An 18,488-nucleotide genomic window follows, 5' to 3' on the forward strand; every position below is an offset into this window, starting at 1 on the left:
GCTTAGTCGTTACCATATTGAGTTTTAAGATTGCAACTACCGCCAACACTAGGTTTGTTTAATGGCGGGCGACACAGTCGCCCGTAGTGTCAGCAAGTTTATTTATATTCGTGTAAGCGGACAAATCCGTTGGATTTATCCGCCACTAAACAAACCCAAAACGTTGGCGGTTATGCCTCCAGGACGTCCAAAAAATCTAGAAAAATACTTAAAATAAAATTTCCCAATACGGGAACTTTCGCGTACCTTTGACAAAAGATTAATACTTGAGAGTAATTGCTAAAAAGGTACTCCGAGAGTTTTGGATTAAACATTCGGACTGTGAACAACAACTTAAATCTTGGTATCGAGAAGCTCAAAAGAGTGAGTGGAAAAATACCAATGAAATCAAAAAGGAGTATCCAACAGCAAGTATTCTTGGGGACAATAGAGTAGTTTTCAACATAAAGGGGAACAACTACCGACTAATTGTTAAGATTAATTTCCATTATCAAATGATGTGGATTCGATTTGTCGGGACTCATAAAGAATATGACAGAATTGATGCGAATAAAATTTGACGACTATGAACTTAAAACCAATAAAAACTAAAAAGGACTACCAACAAGCATTGGACAGACTTGAGCTAATCTTTGACGCAAAAAAAGGGACAAAGGAAGGAGACGAACTTGAGATATTGGGTATTTTAATTGACCAATACGAAAATGAACATTTCCCAATTGACCTACCAGACCCTATTGAAGCGATAAAATTCAGAATGGAACAACTTGGTTATACTCAGACAGATTTAGCGAAAGTCGTTGGACTTAAGAGTAGAGCAAGTGAAATACTAAACAAAAAAAGAAAACTATCATTGGACATGATTAGACAACTTCATGAAAAATTAAATATTCCGACAGACGTTTTAATACAGGTCTACTAAAACGGCACAAACCGCCAACACCGGGTTTGTTTAATGGCGGGCGACCGTGTCGCCCGTAGTGTCAACAAGTTTATTTATATTCGTGTAAGCGGAAAAATCCGTTGGATTTATCCGCCACTAAACAAACCCAAAACGTTGTGCACCATGCGGGGACTAATTAGTCCTACGCAACCGGTGACAACGTTAACGACTAAGACGCTTTCCGCTGGACAATAACGGCTGACCTCTGTTCAATAAAGCTTTAGGTACACACTGCCAACGCGCGACTTGTGTAAGCTCCCCCGAAAATAGGACAGTTTTGAATTAGACAAAAGGTCTAACTTTAAACTGTTAACTATGAAAAGAACACGATTCACCGAAGTCCAGATTTTCAACATTCTCAAGGAGTTTGATGCTGGCAAAAACATCCAGGATATTGCCCGCGATCAGGGGATTTCGAAATGTAAGCTCCCCCTTTTTAGGACAACTCTAAATTAGAAAATTTATTCATTGTTATCATAGTAACCGGCTGTGGGTTTGTGGGAAACTCGTTTCGAGTTTTCCATAAATCCACTGCCAGCATGTCCGCAGGACTGCGACCTTCTAGCGCGTCATGGGGACGGTGGTAGTTATAATCATTCATCCACTCGTCTGCCAGGATTCTAACCTGGGTCAGCGATTCGAATACGTATGCATCAAGCACATCCTTCCGAAAGCTCCCATTAAAACGCTCGATGTATGCATTTTGGGAAGGTTTGCCTGGTTGAATGAATTGTAAATGGATACCATTCTCCTCGCACCATAAGCCAAGTTTGCTTGATATGAATTCGGGCCCATTATCAACCCTGATTCGCTTGGTTTCCCTCTCCACCCAATGACTTGTTCCAGCACCCGTATCACCCGTTCGGCTCTCATTGAGGTGTCCACTTCAATAGCCAGAGCCTCGCGGTTAAAGTCATCCAGCAGGTTCAGCACCCTGAACTTACGACCTGACAAAAGAGAATCACTCATAAAATCCATCGACCAGGCTTTGCATTGATATGGCTAACCGCCTCCAGGGGCTGGAGCGCGCGTGCCGGTAACCTCTTTTTCCTTTTCGCTTCATATTCAATTTCAATAGTTTATACACCCGGTGGATGCGTTTATGGTTCCATAATAATCCTTCCTTTCGTATCCTGAAGTACATTTTCCAAAACCCTCCGTAGGCCGTTTCTCCGCTAAATCCTGAAGTTTGTCAATCACCACATGATCGTCCTTCTTACTTTGGTAGTAGTAAACCGAACGTGAGATATCCATCACTTTACAGGCCCGACCGAGGCTGACTTTAAATGTCGTTCTCAGATGGTCTACATGGGTTCGCTTCTCAGCGGGCCTTAATACTTTTTCCCAAAACATCTTTAAGCATCTTGTTGTCCAGGGCCAGGTCGGCATACATCTGCTTGAGTTTCCGGTTTTCTTCCTCAAGTTCCTTAACCCGCTTGAGTTCGCTCATCTCCATGCCCCCGTATTTTGCCTTCCAGTTATAAATGGTGGCTTTCGAAATCCCCTGATCGCGGGCAATATCCTGGATGTTTTTGCCAGCATCAAACTCCTTGAGAATGTTGAAAATCTGGACTTCGGTGAATCGTGTTCTTTTCATAGTTAACAGTTTAAAGTTAGACCTTTTGTCTAATTCAAAACTGTCCTATTTTCGGGGGAGCTTACACTTGGACGTTTCAAAATTACGTTTGCTGACTACGAAACAATTTGGGTCTCAACAGACAAGAGCGGACTGAAAAATAAAAAAATGGACTCGGTTACGCGGAGATTTTTACAGTCGGTGGACAAGTGTTCGTTCCGCGGAGAGTGTCAGCAACTGCCCACCCGCACGTGTTGACACCGTACGGCCTGTCTATAGCCGTTGACTTTGACCTGGCTTCAATATGAAATCTCGGACAGTGGACTCAGACTCGTATTTCTTACAACGTTCGACAGACCGCACGGTGCACAACACTGCGCATATTGCATGGCGGGGGACAATTGACTATTTCTCGAATCTCTCCTATCTTCACTCAACAACGGTGGACCTTGCGCATTTGCACAAACGCCACGCAATATGCGCCAAACGTTGTGCGCAAGGCCGTGGGACAAATAGGTTTCAATAATAAATGACCGGACAACAACTTTTAACGCTTTTCATCACAACGACAATTTTGACCATTGGGACCTTAACCGCATTTGGACAAGATTGTGAAAAGCTTGGTGACGGACAATATCTATTTAAACATAAAACTAAAGGACATAAAAAGTCGGACTTCAGATTGTTAATTACGGGTGACAGGTATAACATTAAAAGAGAAGGACAAGAAGAATTAAAAGGGGACATAAAATGGTCGTCTGACAACTGTATGTTCCAACTCCACGGGGACAATGAAGTTCCAATAAATATTGACTCGTTGGACTCAGTTTCAAAGTTACTTATGAAGACCTCTTCATCATATGGCGGTGCATGTTATGAAATAACTGATAAAGAAAAATTTCGACTGACTTATTGTGGAAATCTTCATATAACAATGAGTGAAGGACGGATTTCAAAAAGAAGACGGTGAAACGGCCCAGCGCACAACAAAATGTTTATGCAATGTGGGGGTTTGGTATTAAACTAAAGTTTATGTTTCACAATGTAGTTTGGTCACGGGGGACAGTTCGGAGCAGGTCGGGCTTAACATTCCGCTGCGCTTCATTTTTAAGCCCTCCTATTCCCCACACTGCATAAACCCAAACGTTGTGCACCATGCGGTTGGACAAAATAATCTTACGCATCTGGTGACAACGTAAACGAAACAAATTCATCCCCGCATACAATTACGGCAGACAAGCAATCAATTACGTTCGGGCTTCACACTGCGACCGCGCGACAATCAAGTTTCAAAATTACATTCCGGCTTTCGGGACAGTTACGGCTTCGGTCGACAATGACTGACTAAAACAAAATACATCGGACTCATTTACGCGGACTATTTTGCAGCTGGTCGACAAGCTTTCACACCGCAGAGAGTTTCGGGATTTCTCCCCCGCGCACGTGTTGGCACCGTACAGTCCGTCTATTACGTGGACTTAGAATAAGTTTCAAAATAAAGTTCTGGTTTGCCGACAGCAATTTATCTTTATACAACGTACGACAGACCGCACGGTGCACAACAACAAGTTTGCGCAACGGCTGGTTGACGACCAACTATTTAGTATATTTACTTTACAACGTTTGGTTTCGTGGGACATGGACTGTTTCATTAACAGCCGATGCACAAACTCAAACGTTGTGCACAATGCCGCTGGACAGTTCAGTCCAACTTAAAACGAGTGACATCTTGACAGTCATTTCAAGTTGGCACGACAATAGACAAAGGATTACGAAACAATTTCGACTATGGCTGACTTTAGCGACAAACAAATACAGGACGTTTGGAATAAAGGAACGACTGTTGAGAACTATGACAGTGTAAAATATAGAAAGGATGTATGCGGAGCTTTGGATGCAACGCGACAAGTACGGGAAAGAGGAAACTTTAGGCTGGGAAATAGACCATGTTTATCCAGAGTCAAAAGGGGTGATGAGACCTTAATAAATCTCAGACCTATGCATTGGGAAAATAATAGAAGTAAAGCAGACGACTTTCCATCCTACACTGCAGTAAAGACATCGAATGATACGAAGAATGTTGACAAAGAAGAGCGCAAAACGGTGAATGATGCGCTGCTAGCAGAGTTGAAAAAATTATACAGACTTAAATAGACATTAAATATTCTCCGAGAATGTATGCAAACGCTACATTGTCGGAGATGGCAAAGCGGCTGATTGCGACAGACTGATAATCTGTTAGTCCGAAAGGACTCGGGGTTCGAATCCCTCTCTCACCGCTACACACATTGGGGACAGGCACGAATCAAGTTAGACGATTGGTGCTTGTCCCCTAATGGTTTATAGACGTCATAATTCCCATTTGAGACTTATTCCAAATTTGAGACTAAAATTTGCAGCTAGTAAATTTATTAGTAGTGATTGAAACCATAGTGAAATAAGAATAGTTATTATTGTGGTATAAATTTACCACACATAAAACAAGAACTAGTTATGAAACATTTCCATCAGTTTATAAAGGAAAAGAGGATGGAGAAAGAGGTCTCTTTAAGACATCTGTAGACAACGTGAACTTTGACCCATCAAACTGGAGCAAGGTTGAACAAGAGGTTTGGCCGACCCTCCAAGAAGTGCTGAAATTTAGATAGAATAGCTAATGTTCGGCTTTTAATGAGGAAGAACGGCTTCGGTGTGACAATGACTGACTTAAAACAAAATAATGACTCAATACCTCAAGATTTAAGACCTCAAGAAAATTTTCTTGAAAAGTTTCAATATTTCTTTAGCGCACGTGTTGGCAAAACAAACGACGTGGAATTAAAGAAATTAAGTAAGACAAAATGAGAGTTCTGCTTTATGGTCTTTAAACAGCAATTTAACTTTATTCAACGTACAAACTGACGAAGCACGGTGCACAACAACAAGTTTGAAACAACGGCTGGTTGACGACCAAATATTTAGTATATTTACTTTACAACGTTTGGTTTCGTGGGACATGGACTGTTTCATTAACAGCCGATGCACAAACTCAAACGTTGTGCACAATGCCGCTGGACAGTTCAGTCCAACTTAAAACGAGTGACATCTTGACAGTCATTTCAAGTTGGCACGACAATAGACAAAGGATTACGAAACAATTTCGACTATGGCTGACTTTAGCGACAAACAAATACAGGACGTTTGGAATAAAGGAACGACTGTTGAGAACTATGACAGTGTAAAATATAGAAAGGATGTATGCGGAGCTTGGATGCAACGCGACAAGTACGGGAAAGAGGAAACTTTAGGCTGGGAAATAGACCATGTTTATCCAGAGTCAAAAGGGGGTGATGAGACCTTAATAAATCTCAGACCTATGCATTGGGAAAATAATAGAAGTAAAGCAGACGACTTTCCATCCTACACTGCAGTAAAGACATCGAATGATACGAAGAATGTTGACAAAGAAGAGCGCAAAACGGTGAATGATGCGCTGCTAGCAGAGTTGAAAAAATTATACAGACTTAAATAGACATTAAATATTCTCCGAGAATGTATGCAAACGCTACATTGTCGGAGATGGCAGAGCGGCTGATTGCGACAGACTGATAATCTGTTAGTCCGAAAGGACTCGGGGGTTCGAATCCCTCTCTCACCGCTACACACATTGGGGACAGGCACGAATCAAGTTAGACGATTGGTGCTTGTCCCCTAATGGTTTATAGACGTCATAATTCCCATTTGAGACTTATTCCAAATTTGAGACTAAAATTTGCAGCTAGTAAATTTATTAGTAGTGATTGAAACCATAGTGAAATAAGAATAGTTATTATTGTGGTATAAATTTACCACACATAAAACAAGAACTAGTTATGAAACATTTCCATCAGTTTATAAAGGAAAAGAGGATGGAGAAAGAGGTCTCTTTAAGACAATTCTGTAGAGAAGCTGAACTTGACCCATCAAACTGGAGCAAGGTTGAACGAGGTTTGGCCGACCCTCCAAGAAGTGCTGAAATTTTAGATAGAATAGCTAATGTCTTAAATTTTAATGAGGAAGAAATTGTGACAATGAAGGACTTAGCCTTAATTGACTCAATACCTCAAGATTTAAGACCTCAAGAAAATGTTCTTGAAAAATTACCAATATTCTTTAGAACCGTCCGTGGAGAAAAACCAAACGAAGAAGAATTAAAGAAATTAATTAAGACAATTATTGAGAGTTAAGCTTTATGGTCTTTAAACATTATAGCTTTAACTCTATTCGGGACAAAGCTGACGAAGTTAGGTCACAGTATTGGAAAGGAAACAAAATCCCCGTTGACATTGACAAAATAATAGAATTTGGGTTTGGCCTAGAAGTTAGACCAGTTGCTGGACTTAAGAGTCAACTTGATATCGAAGGAATGCTTTCTAACGACCTATCGGTAATCTTTGTCGACAACAATATGTTTAGTGACGCAAGATTTGAATCAAGACTTAGATTCACTCTTGCCCATGAACTAGGACATCTTATCCTTCATCGTGAATTCTATGAAAGTGTAGAGTTCAAATCTCCTGAGGATTGGTTTAAGTTAATGGAAGGGATTGACCAGGCAGACTTAAGTTGGTATGAAACTCATGCCAACGAGTTTGCTGGACGCCTTCTTGTTCCGCCTGACCATTTGGAAAATGAAATCAAAAGCCTTCAAGAGGACATTGAAAAAGTTTACAAGAAAGCAAAAGAGCAAGGACTTGGGGAAGAAACAGACAAGTGGGTACAATCATTCGTTGCAAATAAAATAAGTTCAAAATTTCACGTATCACCCCAGACAATTGAGACAAGGTTAAGGCGAGAGAAAACCACTTTACTAAAGTAAGAGCATAGCGGCACTGTGCACAACACCGTGTTTATTTAATTGCGGGGTTTTGTGTGCCTGTAAGCTCCCCCGAAAATAGGACAGTTTTGAATTAGACAAAAGGTCTAACTTTAAACTGTTAACTATGAAAAGAACACGATTCACCGAAGTCCAGATTTTCAACATTCTCAAGGAGTTTGATGCTGGCAAAAACATCCAGGATATTGCCCGCGATCAGGGGATTTCGAAAGCCACCATTTATAACTGGAAGGCAAAATACGGGGGCATGGAGATGAGCGAACTCAAGCGGGTTAAGGAACTTGAGGAAGAAAACCGGAAACTCAAGCAGATGTATGCCGACCTGGCCCTGGACAACAAGATGCTTAAAGATGTTTTGGGAAAAAAGTATTAAGGCCCGCTGAGAAGCGAACCCATGTAGACCATCTGAGAACGACATTTAAAGTCAGCCTCGGTCGGGCCTGTAAAGTGATGGATATCTCACGTTCGGTTTACTACTACCAAAGTAAGAAGGACGATCATGTGGTGATTGACAAACTTCAGGATTTAGCGGAGAAACGGCCTACGGAGGGTTTTGGAAAATGTACTTCAGGATACGAAAGGAAGGATTATTATGGAACCATAAACGCATCCACCGGGTGTATAAACTATTGAAATTGAATATGAAGCGAAAAGGAAAAAGAGGTTACCGGCACGCGCGCTCCAGCCCCCGGAGGCGGTTAGCCATATCAATGCAAGCTGGTCGATGGATTTTATGAGTGATTCTCTTTGTCAGGTCGTAAGTTCAGGGTGCTGAACCTGCTGGATGACTTTAACCGCGAGGCTCTGGCTATTGAAGTGGACACCTCAATGAGAGCCGAACGGGTGATACGGGTGCTGGAACAAGTCATTGGGTGGAGAGGGAAACCCAAGCGAATCAGGGTTGATAATGGGCCCGAATTCATATCAAGCAAACTTGGCTTATGGTGCGAGGAGAATGGTATCCATTTACAATTCATTCAACCAGGCAAACCTTCCCAAAATGCATACATCGAGCGTTTTAATGGGAGCTTTCGGAAGGATGTGCTTGATGCATACGTATTCGAATCGCTGACCCAGGTTAGAATCCTGGCAGACGAGTGGATGAATGATTATAACTACCACCGTCCCCATGACGCGCTAGAAGGTCGCAGTCCTGCGGACATGCTGGCAGTGGATTTATGGAAAACTCGAAACGAGTTTCCCACAAACCCACAGCCGGTTACTATGATAACAATGAATAAATTTTCTAATTTAGAGTTGTCCTAAAAAGGGGGAGCTTACAGGGTGACAGCTTTACGACCAGTATTATCCACCTGACAAGGGAGGACTTAAAAACCGTTACTAAGAAAAACGGTTGGGTTTTTAACTGGAAATTCGAATTGAACCAACCTGAGAGAGAGGTTTATAAACTAACCACGACTGAGAATCAGAATGTTATTCAGGGACTGATAAGTCTGGAGATAAAATTTGACCATGTTTACATGCACTTGGTCGAGAGTGCCCCTTTTAATAAGGGTAAAGAAAAAGTCTACGAAGGAGTTCCTGGCAATTTAGTAGCATTTGCTTGTAGACTTTCATTTCAACGCGGATTTGAAGGAAACATTTCATTCGTTTCAAAAACCCAATTAATCAATCACTACATTGACACATTAGGAGCCTTCCATGCAGGTGGACGATTAATGATTATAGAAACAAGAGCAGCTTTAAAGTTGTTGGACAAATATTTTAAAAACACGGAATTATGAGAACAAGAAAAAAAGAATTGGACGTGGACTTCATTGGTGGTGTTGGACCGTTGACAAAAGACGAAGAGAAAAGAATAAGCGAAGTAATTAAAATGCTTAAGGCCAAGAAAAGCGCGACACGTAAGCCGACAAGAAAGCTGACTACCAAGAAGAAAGTAACAGCATAGCGGCACTACTGCCAACACCAGGTTTATGCCAGCTGCGGGTGACAAGTTGAAATGTAGTTTGGTTTTATTAATTTCGTTTACTCACGTGGGACAAATTCGGCTCGAAAACCGCAGCCGTCATAAACCCAAAACGTTGTGCACCATGCGGTCGGACAAAATAATCTTACGCATCTGGTGACAACGTAAACAAGATAAATTCATCCCCGCAGACAATAACGGCAGACAAGCAATCAATTACGTTCGGGCTTCACACTGCGACCGCGCGACAATCAAGTTTCAAAATTACGTTCCGGCTTTCGGGACAGTTTGGGCTTCGGTCGACAATAACTGACTAAAACAAAATACATCGGACTCATTTACGCAGACAGTTTTACATCCAGTCGTCAAGATTTCGCTCCGCGGATAGTTTCTGGATTTCTCCCACGCGCACGTGTTGGCACCGTACAGTCTGTCTATTACGTGGGACTTAGAATAAGTTTCAAAATAAAGTTAAGGTTTGCCGACAGCATTTTATCTTTATATAACGTACGACAGACCGCACGGTGCACAACAACAAGTTTGCGCAACGGCTGGTTGACGACCAACTATTTAGTATATTTACTTTACAACGTTTGGTTTCGTGGGACAAGGAATGTTTCACTAACAGCCGATGCGCAAACTCAAACGTTGCCAGCCATTTATTTTAGATAGAGTATGTTACTACTACTTAATACCGACAGACCAGAGTACACAGAGCTCGACATCTATTTAAAGTTTGACCAATTGGACAATGGAGACGTTGTTGAATTGCTGAGCGGACTCGATCGACTTTACAATGACATAATTGGACGACCATTCAATTACTATTACCAGAGACGACCATTCTTCGACTACTTCTATCCGTTCAAGAATATTCTAGAAGTTCAAAGTATTAATACTGGACAGTCAATCAGGTTTCGATTCAAAGAGGGCTGGAAACCAAACATTAGAATAAAGAAAGGGGAACTCAAAATAGATGTCCCTAGGAAACTTGGGATTCCGATTCTTGTATTGTATTTCCTATTGGCAGGTGTTCAAAAGGTCGCTGAACTAAGAAATGACATCTTGGACAATGAATTGAAACAATTGGAGATTCAAATGAAGAAAATGGAAATCTATCGAGAAATAGAAGACCAAAGAAATTCGGACGACAAAGACGAAGATTTTGTAAGACTGCAAAGACAAGCCGACAAGACAATTGAATTTCTTTATTACAACAACTCAATAAATCACGTAGAGATTAACGGACTGACAATTAAGAGTGAGGAGAAAAAATAAACGGCTGGCAACAAAGTGTATGTGTCATTGTGGGGGACGGTGTAAATTTGTAGTTTGTGTTTCAAAATAACGTTCGGTCACGGTTGACAGTGACGGAGCAAGTCGCCAAAATCATTCCCTTCGGTCATTCATTTTGGCTCCTATCCCCACAACGTCACATACACGAACGTTAGCAGCCATTTTAAAGACAACGACAACCAACAATGACAGAATATGAAATGTGATGTGTTTAACATTTGGACAGCCTACAAGGACGACTTAAAAGGGTATATTAACAAGCGTGTTCACGACAGAGACGATGTTAATGACATACTGCAATCGGTGCTAATAAAATTTACAAAGTATTGCGAGACTAAAAATGACGTGCAAAACATTAAAGGGTGGCTCTACAGAATAACACATAACACTATCATTGACTATTTCAAACAATCAAATCGGACAGCAAAGACGGAGCTGAACGGACTTGAAGTTCAGGATTATCAAACTGACAATGAAAATATTTTTATCTGGCTTCACAACTTTATTGACAGTTTACCGACAAAGTACTCTTTGCCTTTGAGACTTTCCGACCTAGAGAGAAAACCTCAAAAAGAAATTGCTGACCAACTCGGCTTGACATTAGAAGCTACTAAATCACGAATTCAAAGAGCAAGAAGAATGTTGAGAGATAAATTTGAAGAATGTGGGATTGTTGAACACATTGAAAATCAAATGCTTTATACTATAACTAAGTCCTGTTGTCTGACATAGTCCGAAGTTTTTTTTGCATCTTTTGACATGTTTTTAAGTCTTGAAGAAACATTTAAAATTCAAGACAATGGAAGTTCAAACAAAAAAGCAATTAAGGGTTGAGCTATTTCAAGTAGAAATGCCAACCAACGGAGACAATTCCTGCACAGCTTGCGACACGGTTCAAGTTAAACTTGTGTCTGCAATTCAAGAAGTTCAAAAACTTTTTGATAAAATCGGTTGTGAAATACTCTTCAAGCACACGACAGTGAAATCACTTGAAGAAGCCGAAAAGTTCAATATCAATGCATCGCCAACGATTAGGGTAGGTCATTTTGATTTCTATCCCAATCACGTTTCAGAATGTTCGGAAGCAAGAGAATGGTTTTGGGACGATGAGACTTTAGCAGAACCAAATGAAGTAATCCTAATTCAAGTTTTGCTTAAAGGTTATTTTAGTAAGACAGAAAATACAGAGAGAAAAAAGCTCTCACCGTATATTTTGAAACACCTTACAGACAAGGAAATTCAAAAGACAAACTGCGGATGTAAATAGAGAGAAAAACGGCTGCTAACAGCGGTTTTGCGTAATGGGGGCTGACGAGCTTAATTGAACGTTAGTTCCTTTTATTTACATTTGTTCAAGGCTGACAGTTTAGTGCTTCTAATGCCCCCACTACGCAAAGCCGCAAAACGTTGTGCACCATGCGGTCGGACAAAATAATCTTACGCATCTGGTGACAACGTAAACAAGATAAATTCATCCCCGCAGACAATAACGGCAGACAAGCAATCAATTACGTTCGGGCTTCACACTGCTACCGCGCGACAATCAAGTTTCAAAATTACGTTCCGGCTTTCGGGACAGTTTGGGTTTCGGTCGACAATAACTGACTAAAACAAAATACATCGGACTCATTTACGCAGACAGTTTTACATCCAGTCGTCAAGATTTCGCTCCGCGGATAGTTTCTGGATTTCTCCCACGCGCACGTGTTGGTACCGTACAGTCTGTCTATTACGTGGGACTTAGAATAAGTTTCAAAATAAAGTTAAGATTTGCCGACAGCATTTTATCTTTATATAACGTACGACAGACCGCACGGTGCACAACAACAAGTTTGCGCAACGGCTGGTTGACGACCAATATTTAATTATCTTTACTTTACACCGTTTGGGTTCGTGGGACAAAGACTGTTTTACTAACAGCCGATGCGCAAACTCAAACGTTGTGCACCATGCGGGGACTAATTAGTCCTACGCAACCGGTGACAACGTTAACGACTAAGACGCTTTCCGCTGGACAATAACGGCTGACCTCTGTTCAATAAAGCTTTAGGTACACACTGCCAACGCGCGACAAGTGAGTTCCAAAAATACGTTTGCTGACTACGAAACAATTTCGGTCTCAACAGACAAGGGCGGACTGAAAAATAAAAAAAATGGACTCGGTTACGCGGAGAGTTTTTCAGTCGGTGGACAAGAGTTCGTTCCGCGGAGAGTGTCAGCAGCTGCCCACCCGCACGTGTTGACACCGTACGGCCTGTCTATAGCGGTTGACTTTGACCTGGCTTCAAAATGAAATCTCGGACAATGGACTCAGACTCGTATTTCTTACAACGTTCGACAGACCGCACGGTGCACAACACTGCGCATATTGCATGGCGGGGGACAATTGACTATTTCTCGAATCTCTCCTATCTTCACTCAACAACGGTGGACCTTGCGCATTTGCACAAACGCCACGCAATATGCGCCAAACGTTAGCGCCAATACGCGGACAAAAAAAATAAATGACACGTCCGCAGACAGCAACTGACTAACGTTTTCCGACACGTTAATGCAGACAATAACTCGACTTCTGACAAATGACTATTTAAAAGTTCGGTGTACGCGGACTCGCGGGTGGGTTTCAGACTTCTATACAATTGACAACGGACTCTTAATAAAAATTCAGTACCGCACGCGACACGCGCGAAACCGCCCCCCACCGTAAACAAGAGAATCGCGCGAAGCGCCAATTTTTTTTCGGTTTGGTGAAGGGAAATTTGAAAAATCGACCTTAAATAAATTTTTTCGACATTTTAACCGACACAGACTGACCAATTCCGACAACGTTTCGTAAAAGCGGAGCCAGACGCGTCCAAAAATCAGTTTCCGGTGGACTTCTTATCAGAAGTCCAAATTAAAGTAACGGTGGACGCGTACTGGCGCTAACAACAGGTTTGTGCCAGCTTGCGGGTGATGTGTGGCTATGAAGTTTTCGTTTCTTTACTTAGTTTCGTAACGGTAGACTGTTTGCAATTGGTCGGGCTTGCCATTTCGTTCCTCATTTAGCAAGCCCTCCTATCCGCAAGCCGTCACAAACCCAAAACGTTAGCGGTAAGCGTAAAGACGACATTGCACCAAACGGACATTCCAAAAACAACACGTCAGACAAAGAACTTAACAACTAAAATATAAACAACATGAGAAAAGTAATCTTAGGACTTGCCGTCAGCTTAGACGGTTTTATCGAAGGTAAAAACGGTGAATACGACTGGTGCTTTACTGATCAGGACTATGGTATGTCGGACTTCATGAGCAGAATTGACGCTGTTTTTGTAGGACGAAAGACCTATGAAATGTCGCTGGGTATGGAAGCAGACACAAGTGGAATGCCCAAAATGGAAGAGTATGTTTTTTCTAACACGCTTGACAAAGTAAAAGAGGGAGCAATTCTTGTAAATGGCGACCTGAAAACAGAAGTTGAAAAAATAAAAAAGAAAGACGGCAAAGACATTTGGCTGTTTGGTGGAGCGGGACTGACAAGCTCTTTAATGAATCTGAAACTTGTTGACGAAGTACATCTTTCTGTTCACCCGATTATACTTGGCGGAGGTAAACCACTTTTTCGGGACATAACTGACCGAATAAATCTGAAACATATTGACACGAAAACGTATTCGACAGGGCTTGTTTCAATGAAATACAGCTTGACAGATTAACTGATAAAAAAGTTCTGACAGACGAACGCCATACCGCTAACACGGGTTTTGCGTCAGGCGGGCTGACGTGCAAACTTGGAGTTGAGTGCTTCTAATGAACTTTAGTAATAAATTGAAACTTTGTGCTCCGAAATCCGCCCGAACGCAAAGCCCGAAACCGTTGCCGGCAAGCCACCCGCTCCGTAGACAAATCCGGTCAAACAGACTAAAATCCGGCTAAAAAAGGCCTTTTTAAAAGTTTCACTTTAGGACAACTCTTCCTATCTTTGCCTCGTGGACAAAAAGAAGAAACAGAGGACAATTATTTTCTATAAGACCTACTTTGACGACTTCTTCAAAGGACAAAAGCAAAAGGTTAAGGATAAAATCATTTGGACTTTTGATTTGATTGAAGAATTGCAAAGAGTACCTGAGACGTATCTCAAGCACATTGAGAATACAGACGGACTATTTGAAATAAGAGTTCAATTAGCGAGCGACATCTTTAGAATATTCTGTTTCTTCGACCAAGGACAATTGGTTGTTTTAGCCAATGGATTTCAAAAGAAAACGCAGAAGACACCGAAAAAGGAAATTGAGAAAGCACTTAAAATAAAGGAGGAGTATGAAAACGAAAAAAGGTAACATTATGACGCTTGACCAATTTAAGGACAAGCATTACGGAAAAAAGGGAACTGCCAAGCGAGACAAACTTGAAGCAGGTTATGAGAGTTTTAAAATTGGAGCTCTTCTTTATGAGGCTCGTCTCGAAAAAGGATTGACACAAGAGGAACTTGCAGAAAAAGTGGGGACAACGAAATCATATATTTCAAAGATTGAGAATAACATCAAAGAAGCTAGACTTTCGACACTTCAAAAGATAATTGAACTTGGACTTGGTGGACATTTGGAACTCTCTATTAAACTTTGACCTATTGACAAATGAGATAAGGAAGGTGGCCAGCCGGCAACACCAGGTTTATGCCAGCTGCGGGTGATGTGTTGTTATGAAGTTTAGTTTTATTAAATTCGTTTCTGCCACGTGGTGTAAGCTCCCCCTTTTTAGGACAACTCTAAATTAGAAAATTTATTCATTGTTATCATAGTAACCGGCTGTGGGTTTGTGGGAAACTCGTTTCGAGTTTTCCATAAATCCACTGCCAGCATGTCCGCAGGACTGCGACCTTCTAGCGCGTCATGGGGACGGTGGTAGTTATAATCATTCATCCACTCGTCTGCCAGGATTCTAACCTGGGTCAGCGATTCGAATACGTATGCATCAAGCACATCCTTCCGAAAGCTCCCATTAAAACGCTCGATGTATGCATTTTGGGAAGGTTTGCCTGGTTGAATGAATTGTAAATGGATACCATTCTCCTCGCACCATAAGCCAAGTTTGCTTGATATGAATTCGGGCCCATTATCAACCCTGATTCGCTTGGGTTTCCCTCTCCACCCAATGACTTGTTCCAGCACCCGTATCACCCGTTCGGCTCTCATTGAGGTGTCCACTTCAATAGCCAGAGCCTCGCGGTTAAAGTCATCCAGCAGGTTCAGCACCCTGAACTTACGACCTGACAAAAGAGAATCACTCATAAAATCCATCGACCATTTTGCATTGATATGGCTAACCGCCTCCAGGGGCTGGAGCGCGCGTGCCGGTAACCTCTTTTTCCTTTTCGCTTCATATTCAATTTCAATAGTTTATACACCCGGTGGATGCGTTTATGGTTCCATAATAATCCTTCCTTTCGTATCCTGAAGTACATTTTCCAAAACCCTCCGTAGGCCGTTTCTCCGCTAAATCCTGAAGTTTGTCAATCACCACATGATCGTCCTTCTTACTTTGGTAGTAGTAAACCGAACGTGAGATATCCATCACTTTACAGGCCCGACCGAGGCTGACTTTAAATGTCGTTCTCAGATGGTCTACATGGGTTCGCTTCTCAGCGGGCCTTAATACTTTTTTCCCAAAACATCTTTAAGCATCTTGTTGTCCAGGGCCAGGTCGGCATACATCTGCTTGAGTTTCCGGTTTTCTTCCTCAAGTTCCTTAACCCGCTTGAGTTCGCTCATCTCCATGCCCCCGTATTTTGCCTTCCAGTTATAAATGGTGGCTTTCGAAATCCCCTGATCGCGGGCAATATCCTGGATGTTTTTGCCAGCATCAAACTCCTTGAGAATGTTGAAAATCTGGACTTCGGTGAATCGTGTTCTTTTCATAGTTAACAGTTTAAAGTTAGACCTTTTGTCTAATTCAAAACTGTCCTATTTTCGGGGGAGCTTACAGTGGGACAAATACGCGCTTCGAAAGCCGCAGCCGTCATAAACCCAAAACGTTAGCGCCAATACGCGGACAAAAAAAATAAATGACACGTCCGCAGACAGCAACTGACTAACGTTTTCCGACACGTTAATGCAGACAATAACTCGACTTCTGACAGATGATTATTATGTAGTTCGGTGTACGCGGACACGCGGGAAAGTTTCGGACTCCTAAACAATTGACAACGGACTTTTTAACAAAGTTCACTGCCGCGCGCGACACGCACGAAACCAGCCCCCCCCCACCGTAGACAAGAGAATCGCGCGAAGCGCGAATTTTTTTTCGGTTTGGTGAAGGAAAATTTGAAAAATCGACCTTAAAAAATTTTTTGGACATTTTAACCGACACAGACTGACCAATTCCGACAACGTTTTGTTAAAGTGGAGCCAGACGCGTCCAAAAATAGCTTTCGGTGGACTTCTTATCAGAAGTCCAAATTAAAATAACGGTGGACGCGTACTGGCGCTAACACCAGGTTTATGCCAGCTGCGGGCGACAGGTTGAAATGTAGTTTGGTTTTATTAATTTCGTTTTCAACACGTGGGACATATTCGGCTTCGAAAACCGCAGCCGTCATAAACCCAAAACGTTGTGCGTAATGTTTTTATGACGACAAAGACTAAGAATATATTACCGGGTTGGACTTTCAAGGTTGACGAATTCAGTCCTGGAGTTTGTAGAGTAACATTGACTGATGAGGACGGCAGGAAAGCTGAAATTGTTGACGACTGTATTGAAGCGACCGTGGACAAATGCATTGGTTACGCATTTGACGTTGAAAGACAGACAAAAAGGAATTGGAATAAATTTCTTTATGACCTCTCCAACTTGCGAATAACGGACTTGGAAATTGAAAAGAATGAGTACCACGACAAAGCTTTTGGCTCGTGGACTATTCAAACAAAAGCCAAACGACTTCTATTGGACGGAAAAGACGGCTGGTTGATTTATCAAGAAAAACAAAATGGTGACTGGGTTGACAAAGAAGTAATTAAGGACTTCAAACGAGTGACATTTGAACAGTTTAGAAGTTTCATAAAGAAAATAGAGTAAAAAACACTACGCACAACAATGTGCATGTGCCATAGCGCTGGTTCAGTGTTGCATTGTAGTTATAGTTTCATAATTTAGTTTCAGTGTGTGGGACAGAACGCAGCAGGTCGCTAAAGCCATTCGTTCCTCATTTGGCTTTAGCTCCTAAACCGCGCTACGTCACATGCACTCACGTTGTGCACCATGCGGGGACTAATTAGTCCTACGCAACCGGTGACAACGTTAACGACTAAGACGCTTTCCGCTGGACAATAACGGCTGACCTCTGTTCAATAAAGCTTTAGGTACACACTGCCAACGCGCGACTTGGACGTTTCAAAATTACGTTTGCTGACTACGAAACAATTTGGGTCTCAACAGACAAGAGCGGACTGAAAAATAAAAAAATGGACTCGGTTACGCGGAGATTTTTACAGTCGGTGGACAAGTGTTCGTTCCGCGGAGAGTGTCAGCAACTGCCCACCCGCACGTGTTGACACCGTACGGCCTGTCTATAGCCGTTGACTTTGACCTGGCTTCAATATGAAATCTCGGACAGTGGACTCAGACTCGTATTTCTTACAACGTTCGACAGACCGCACGGTGCACAACACTGCGCATATTGCATGGCGGGGGACAATTGACTATTTCTCGAATCTCTCCTATCTTCACTCAACAACGGTGGACCTTGCGCATTTGCACAAACGCCACGCAATATGCGCCAAACGTTGCCGCCAATACGCATAAAATCTACGCAGACAACGTTTGACTAACTGACAAAGACTCAGCTCCGCGGACAATAAATTAACTCCTGACAAAGACTTTTATAAAGTCCAGTGTACGCGGACACGCA

Annotated in this window: 17 protein-coding genes, 2 tRNA genes and 3 pseudogenes; 20 read left to right on the forward strand and 2 right to left on the reverse strand. The window is 42.0% G+C overall.

What is annotated here, in order from left to right; all coding sequences use genetic code 11:
• Positions 1-266: 266 nt before the first annotated feature.
• The 3 genes from HRU69_13995 (at position 267) to HRU69_14005 (ending at position 1,399) form a co-directional block, all read left to right on the forward strand.
• Positions 267-560: a type II toxin-antitoxin system HigB family toxin gene (locus HRU69_13995; protein QOI98530.1), complete on the forward strand. Its 294-nt coding sequence runs from the start codon at positions 267-269 to the stop codon at positions 558-560.
• Between the two features lie 5 nt (positions 561-565).
• A complete protein-coding gene (locus tag HRU69_14000; GenBank protein ID QOI98531.1) occupies positions 566-922 on the forward strand; it encodes a helix-turn-helix domain-containing protein in 357 nt (118 codons plus the stop codon).
• Between the two features lie 336 nt (positions 923-1,258).
• Positions 1,259-1,399 carry a transposase gene (locus HRU69_14005; GenBank protein QOI98532.1) on the forward strand — a complete coding sequence of 47 codons (141 nt, stop codon included), beginning with the start codon at positions 1,259-1,261 and terminating at the stop codon, positions 1,397-1,399.
• A gap of 76 nt (positions 1,400-1,475) precedes the next feature.
• Here the strand turns inward: HRU69_14005 and HRU69_14010 are convergent.
• Positions 1,476-2,540 (reverse strand): annotated as a pseudogene (locus HRU69_14010) (IS3 family transposase).
• Between the two features lie 508 nt (positions 2,541-3,048).
• On the opposite strand from HRU69_14010, the gene HRU69_14015 reads away from it, so the two are divergent.
• The 16 genes and pseudogenes from HRU69_14015 to HRU69_14090 all read left to right on the forward strand — a co-directional run bounded on the left by HRU69_14015 (position 3,049) and on the right by HRU69_14090 (position 15,208).
• Positions 3,049-3,489, forward strand: a complete 441-nt coding sequence (locus HRU69_14015; GenBank protein QOI98533.1) for a hypothetical protein — start codon at positions 3,049-3,051, stop codon at positions 3,487-3,489.
• Positions 3,490-4,307: 818 nt separating this feature from the next.
• Positions 4,308-4,673 (forward strand): hypothetical protein, encoded by a 366-nt coding sequence (locus HRU69_14020; GenBank protein QOI98534.1) that lies wholly within the window; start codon positions 4,308-4,310, stop codon positions 4,671-4,673.
• 44 nt (positions 4,674-4,717) lie between these two features.
• Positions 4,718-4,795: transfer RNA gene (locus tag HRU69_14025), tRNA-Ile, on the forward strand.
• Positions 4,796-5,664: 869 nt separating this feature from the next.
• On the forward strand, positions 5,665-6,030 hold the full coding sequence (locus HRU69_14030; protein QOI98535.1) for an HNH endonuclease: 366 nt from the start codon (positions 5,665-5,667) through the stop codon (positions 6,028-6,030).
• A gap of 44 nt (positions 6,031-6,074) precedes the next feature.
• Positions 6,075-6,153, forward strand: a tRNA-Ile gene (locus HRU69_14035).
• A gap of 217 nt (positions 6,154-6,370) precedes the next feature.
• Positions 6,371-6,724 carry a helix-turn-helix transcriptional regulator gene (locus HRU69_14040; GenBank protein QOI98536.1) on the forward strand — a complete coding sequence of 118 codons (354 nt, stop codon included), beginning with the start codon at positions 6,371-6,373 and terminating at the stop codon, positions 6,722-6,724.
• A gap of 5 nt (positions 6,725-6,729) precedes the next feature.
• Complete coding sequence (locus HRU69_14045; GenBank protein QOI98537.1) at positions 6,730-7,356, forward strand: ImmA/IrrE family metallo-endopeptidase; 627 nt, start codon at positions 6,730-6,732, stop codon at positions 7,354-7,356.
• A 124-nt stretch (positions 7,357-7,480) separates the two neighbouring features.
• Positions 7,481-8,541 (forward strand): annotated as a pseudogene (locus HRU69_14050) (IS3 family transposase).
• A 212-nt stretch (positions 8,542-8,753) separates the two neighbouring features.
• Positions 8,754-9,119 carry a hypothetical protein gene (locus tag HRU69_14055; GenBank protein ID QOI98538.1) on the forward strand — a complete coding sequence of 122 codons (366 nt, stop codon included), beginning with the start codon at positions 8,754-8,756 and terminating at the stop codon, positions 9,117-9,119.
• On the forward strand, positions 9,116-9,286 hold the full coding sequence (locus tag HRU69_14060; GenBank protein ID QOI98539.1) for a hypothetical protein: 171 nt from the start codon (positions 9,116-9,118) through the stop codon (positions 9,284-9,286). The genes HRU69_14055 and HRU69_14060 overlap by 4 nt, the downstream gene beginning before the upstream one ends.
• 693 nt (positions 9,287-9,979) lie before the next feature.
• Positions 9,980-10,582, forward strand: a complete 603-nt coding sequence (locus HRU69_14065) for a hypothetical protein (protein QOI98540.1) — start codon at positions 9,980-9,982, stop codon at positions 10,580-10,582.
• 213 nt (positions 10,583-10,795) lie between these two features.
• On the forward strand, positions 10,796-11,332 hold the full coding sequence (locus tag HRU69_14070; protein ID QOI98541.1) for a sigma-70 family RNA polymerase sigma factor: 537 nt from the start codon (positions 10,796-10,798) through the stop codon (positions 11,330-11,332).
• A gap of 67 nt (positions 11,333-11,399) precedes the next feature.
• Positions 11,400-11,867 carry a DUF2703 domain-containing protein gene (locus HRU69_14075; GenBank protein ID QOI98542.1) on the forward strand — a complete coding sequence of 156 codons (468 nt, stop codon included), beginning with the start codon at positions 11,400-11,402 and terminating at the stop codon, positions 11,865-11,867.
• Positions 11,868-13,779: 1,912 nt separating this feature from the next.
• On the forward strand, positions 13,780-14,298 hold the full coding sequence (locus HRU69_14080) for a dihydrofolate reductase (protein ID QOI98543.1): 519 nt from the start codon (positions 13,780-13,782) through the stop codon (positions 14,296-14,298).
• Positions 14,299-14,571: 273 nt separating this feature from the next.
• The gene (locus HRU69_14085; protein ID QOI98544.1) at positions 14,572-14,922 is read left to right on the forward strand and encodes a type II toxin-antitoxin system RelE/ParE family toxin; all 351 of its coding nucleotides are present in this window, start codon (positions 14,572-14,574) and stop codon (positions 14,920-14,922) included.
• A complete protein-coding gene (locus HRU69_14090) occupies positions 14,903-15,208 on the forward strand; it encodes a helix-turn-helix transcriptional regulator (GenBank protein QOI98545.1) in 306 nt (101 codons plus the stop codon). Before HRU69_14085 ends, HRU69_14090 begins: the two co-directional genes overlap by 20 nt.
• 230 nt (positions 15,209-15,438) lie before the next feature.
• Here HRU69_14090 and HRU69_14095 read toward each other — a convergent pair.
• Positions 15,439-16,500, reverse strand: a pseudogene (locus HRU69_14095) (IS3 family transposase).
• Positions 16,501-17,194: 694 nt separating this feature from the next.
• Here HRU69_14095 and HRU69_14100 point away from each other — a divergent pair.
• Positions 17,195-17,656 (forward strand): hypothetical protein, encoded by a 462-nt coding sequence (locus HRU69_14100; protein ID QOI98546.1) that lies wholly within the window; start codon positions 17,195-17,197, stop codon positions 17,654-17,656.
• Positions 17,657-18,488 lie beyond the last annotated feature (832 nt).

It is taken from the genome of Flammeovirgaceae bacterium, assembly GCA_015180985.1.
Classification (GTDB): domain Bacteria; phylum Bacteroidota; class Bacteroidia; order Cytophagales; family Cyclobacteriaceae; genus UBA2336.

Excerpts from the sequence above, each read along its gene's own strand:
- HRU69_14045 (QOI98537.1), top strand. The coding sequence starts at position 6,730 with ATGGTCTTTAAACATTATAGCTTTAACTCTATTCGGGACAAAGCTGAC.
- HRU69_14090 (QOI98545.1), top strand. The coding sequence starts at position 14,903 with ATGAAAACGAAAAAAGGTAACATTATGACGCTTGACCAATTTAAGGAC.
- HRU69_14015 (QOI98533.1), top strand. The coding sequence starts at position 3,049 with ATGACCGGACAACAACTTTTAACGCTTTTCATCACAACGACAATTTTG.
- HRU69_14070 (QOI98541.1), top strand. The coding sequence starts at position 10,796 with ATGAAATGTGATGTGTTTAACATTTGGACAGCCTACAAGGACGACTTA.
- HRU69_14005 (QOI98532.1), top strand. The coding sequence starts at position 1,259 with ATGAAAAGAACACGATTCACCGAAGTCCAGATTTTCAACATTCTCAAG.
- HRU69_14075 (QOI98542.1), top strand. The coding sequence starts at position 11,400 with ATGGAAGTTCAAACAAAAAAGCAATTAAGGGTTGAGCTATTTCAAGTA.
- HRU69_14030 (QOI98535.1), top strand. The coding sequence starts at position 5,665 with ATGGCTGACTTTAGCGACAAACAAATACAGGACGTTTGGAATAAAGGA.
- HRU69_14065 (QOI98540.1), top strand. The coding sequence starts at position 9,980 with ATGTTACTACTACTTAATACCGACAGACCAGAGTACACAGAGCTCGAC.
- HRU69_14000 (QOI98531.1), top strand. The coding sequence starts at position 566 with ATGAACTTAAAACCAATAAAAACTAAAAAGGACTACCAACAAGCATTG.
- HRU69_14040 (QOI98536.1), top strand. The coding sequence starts at position 6,371 with ATGAAACATTTCCATCAGTTTATAAAGGAAAAGAGGATGGAGAAAGAG.
- HRU69_14020 (QOI98534.1), top strand. The coding sequence starts at position 4,308 with ATGGCTGACTTTAGCGACAAACAAATACAGGACGTTTGGAATAAAGGA.
- HRU69_14080 (QOI98543.1), top strand. The coding sequence starts at position 13,780 with ATGAGAAAAGTAATCTTAGGACTTGCCGTCAGCTTAGACGGTTTTATC.
- HRU69_14060 (QOI98539.1), top strand. The coding sequence starts at position 9,116 with ATGAGAACAAGAAAAAAAGAATTGGACGTGGACTTCATTGGTGGTGTT.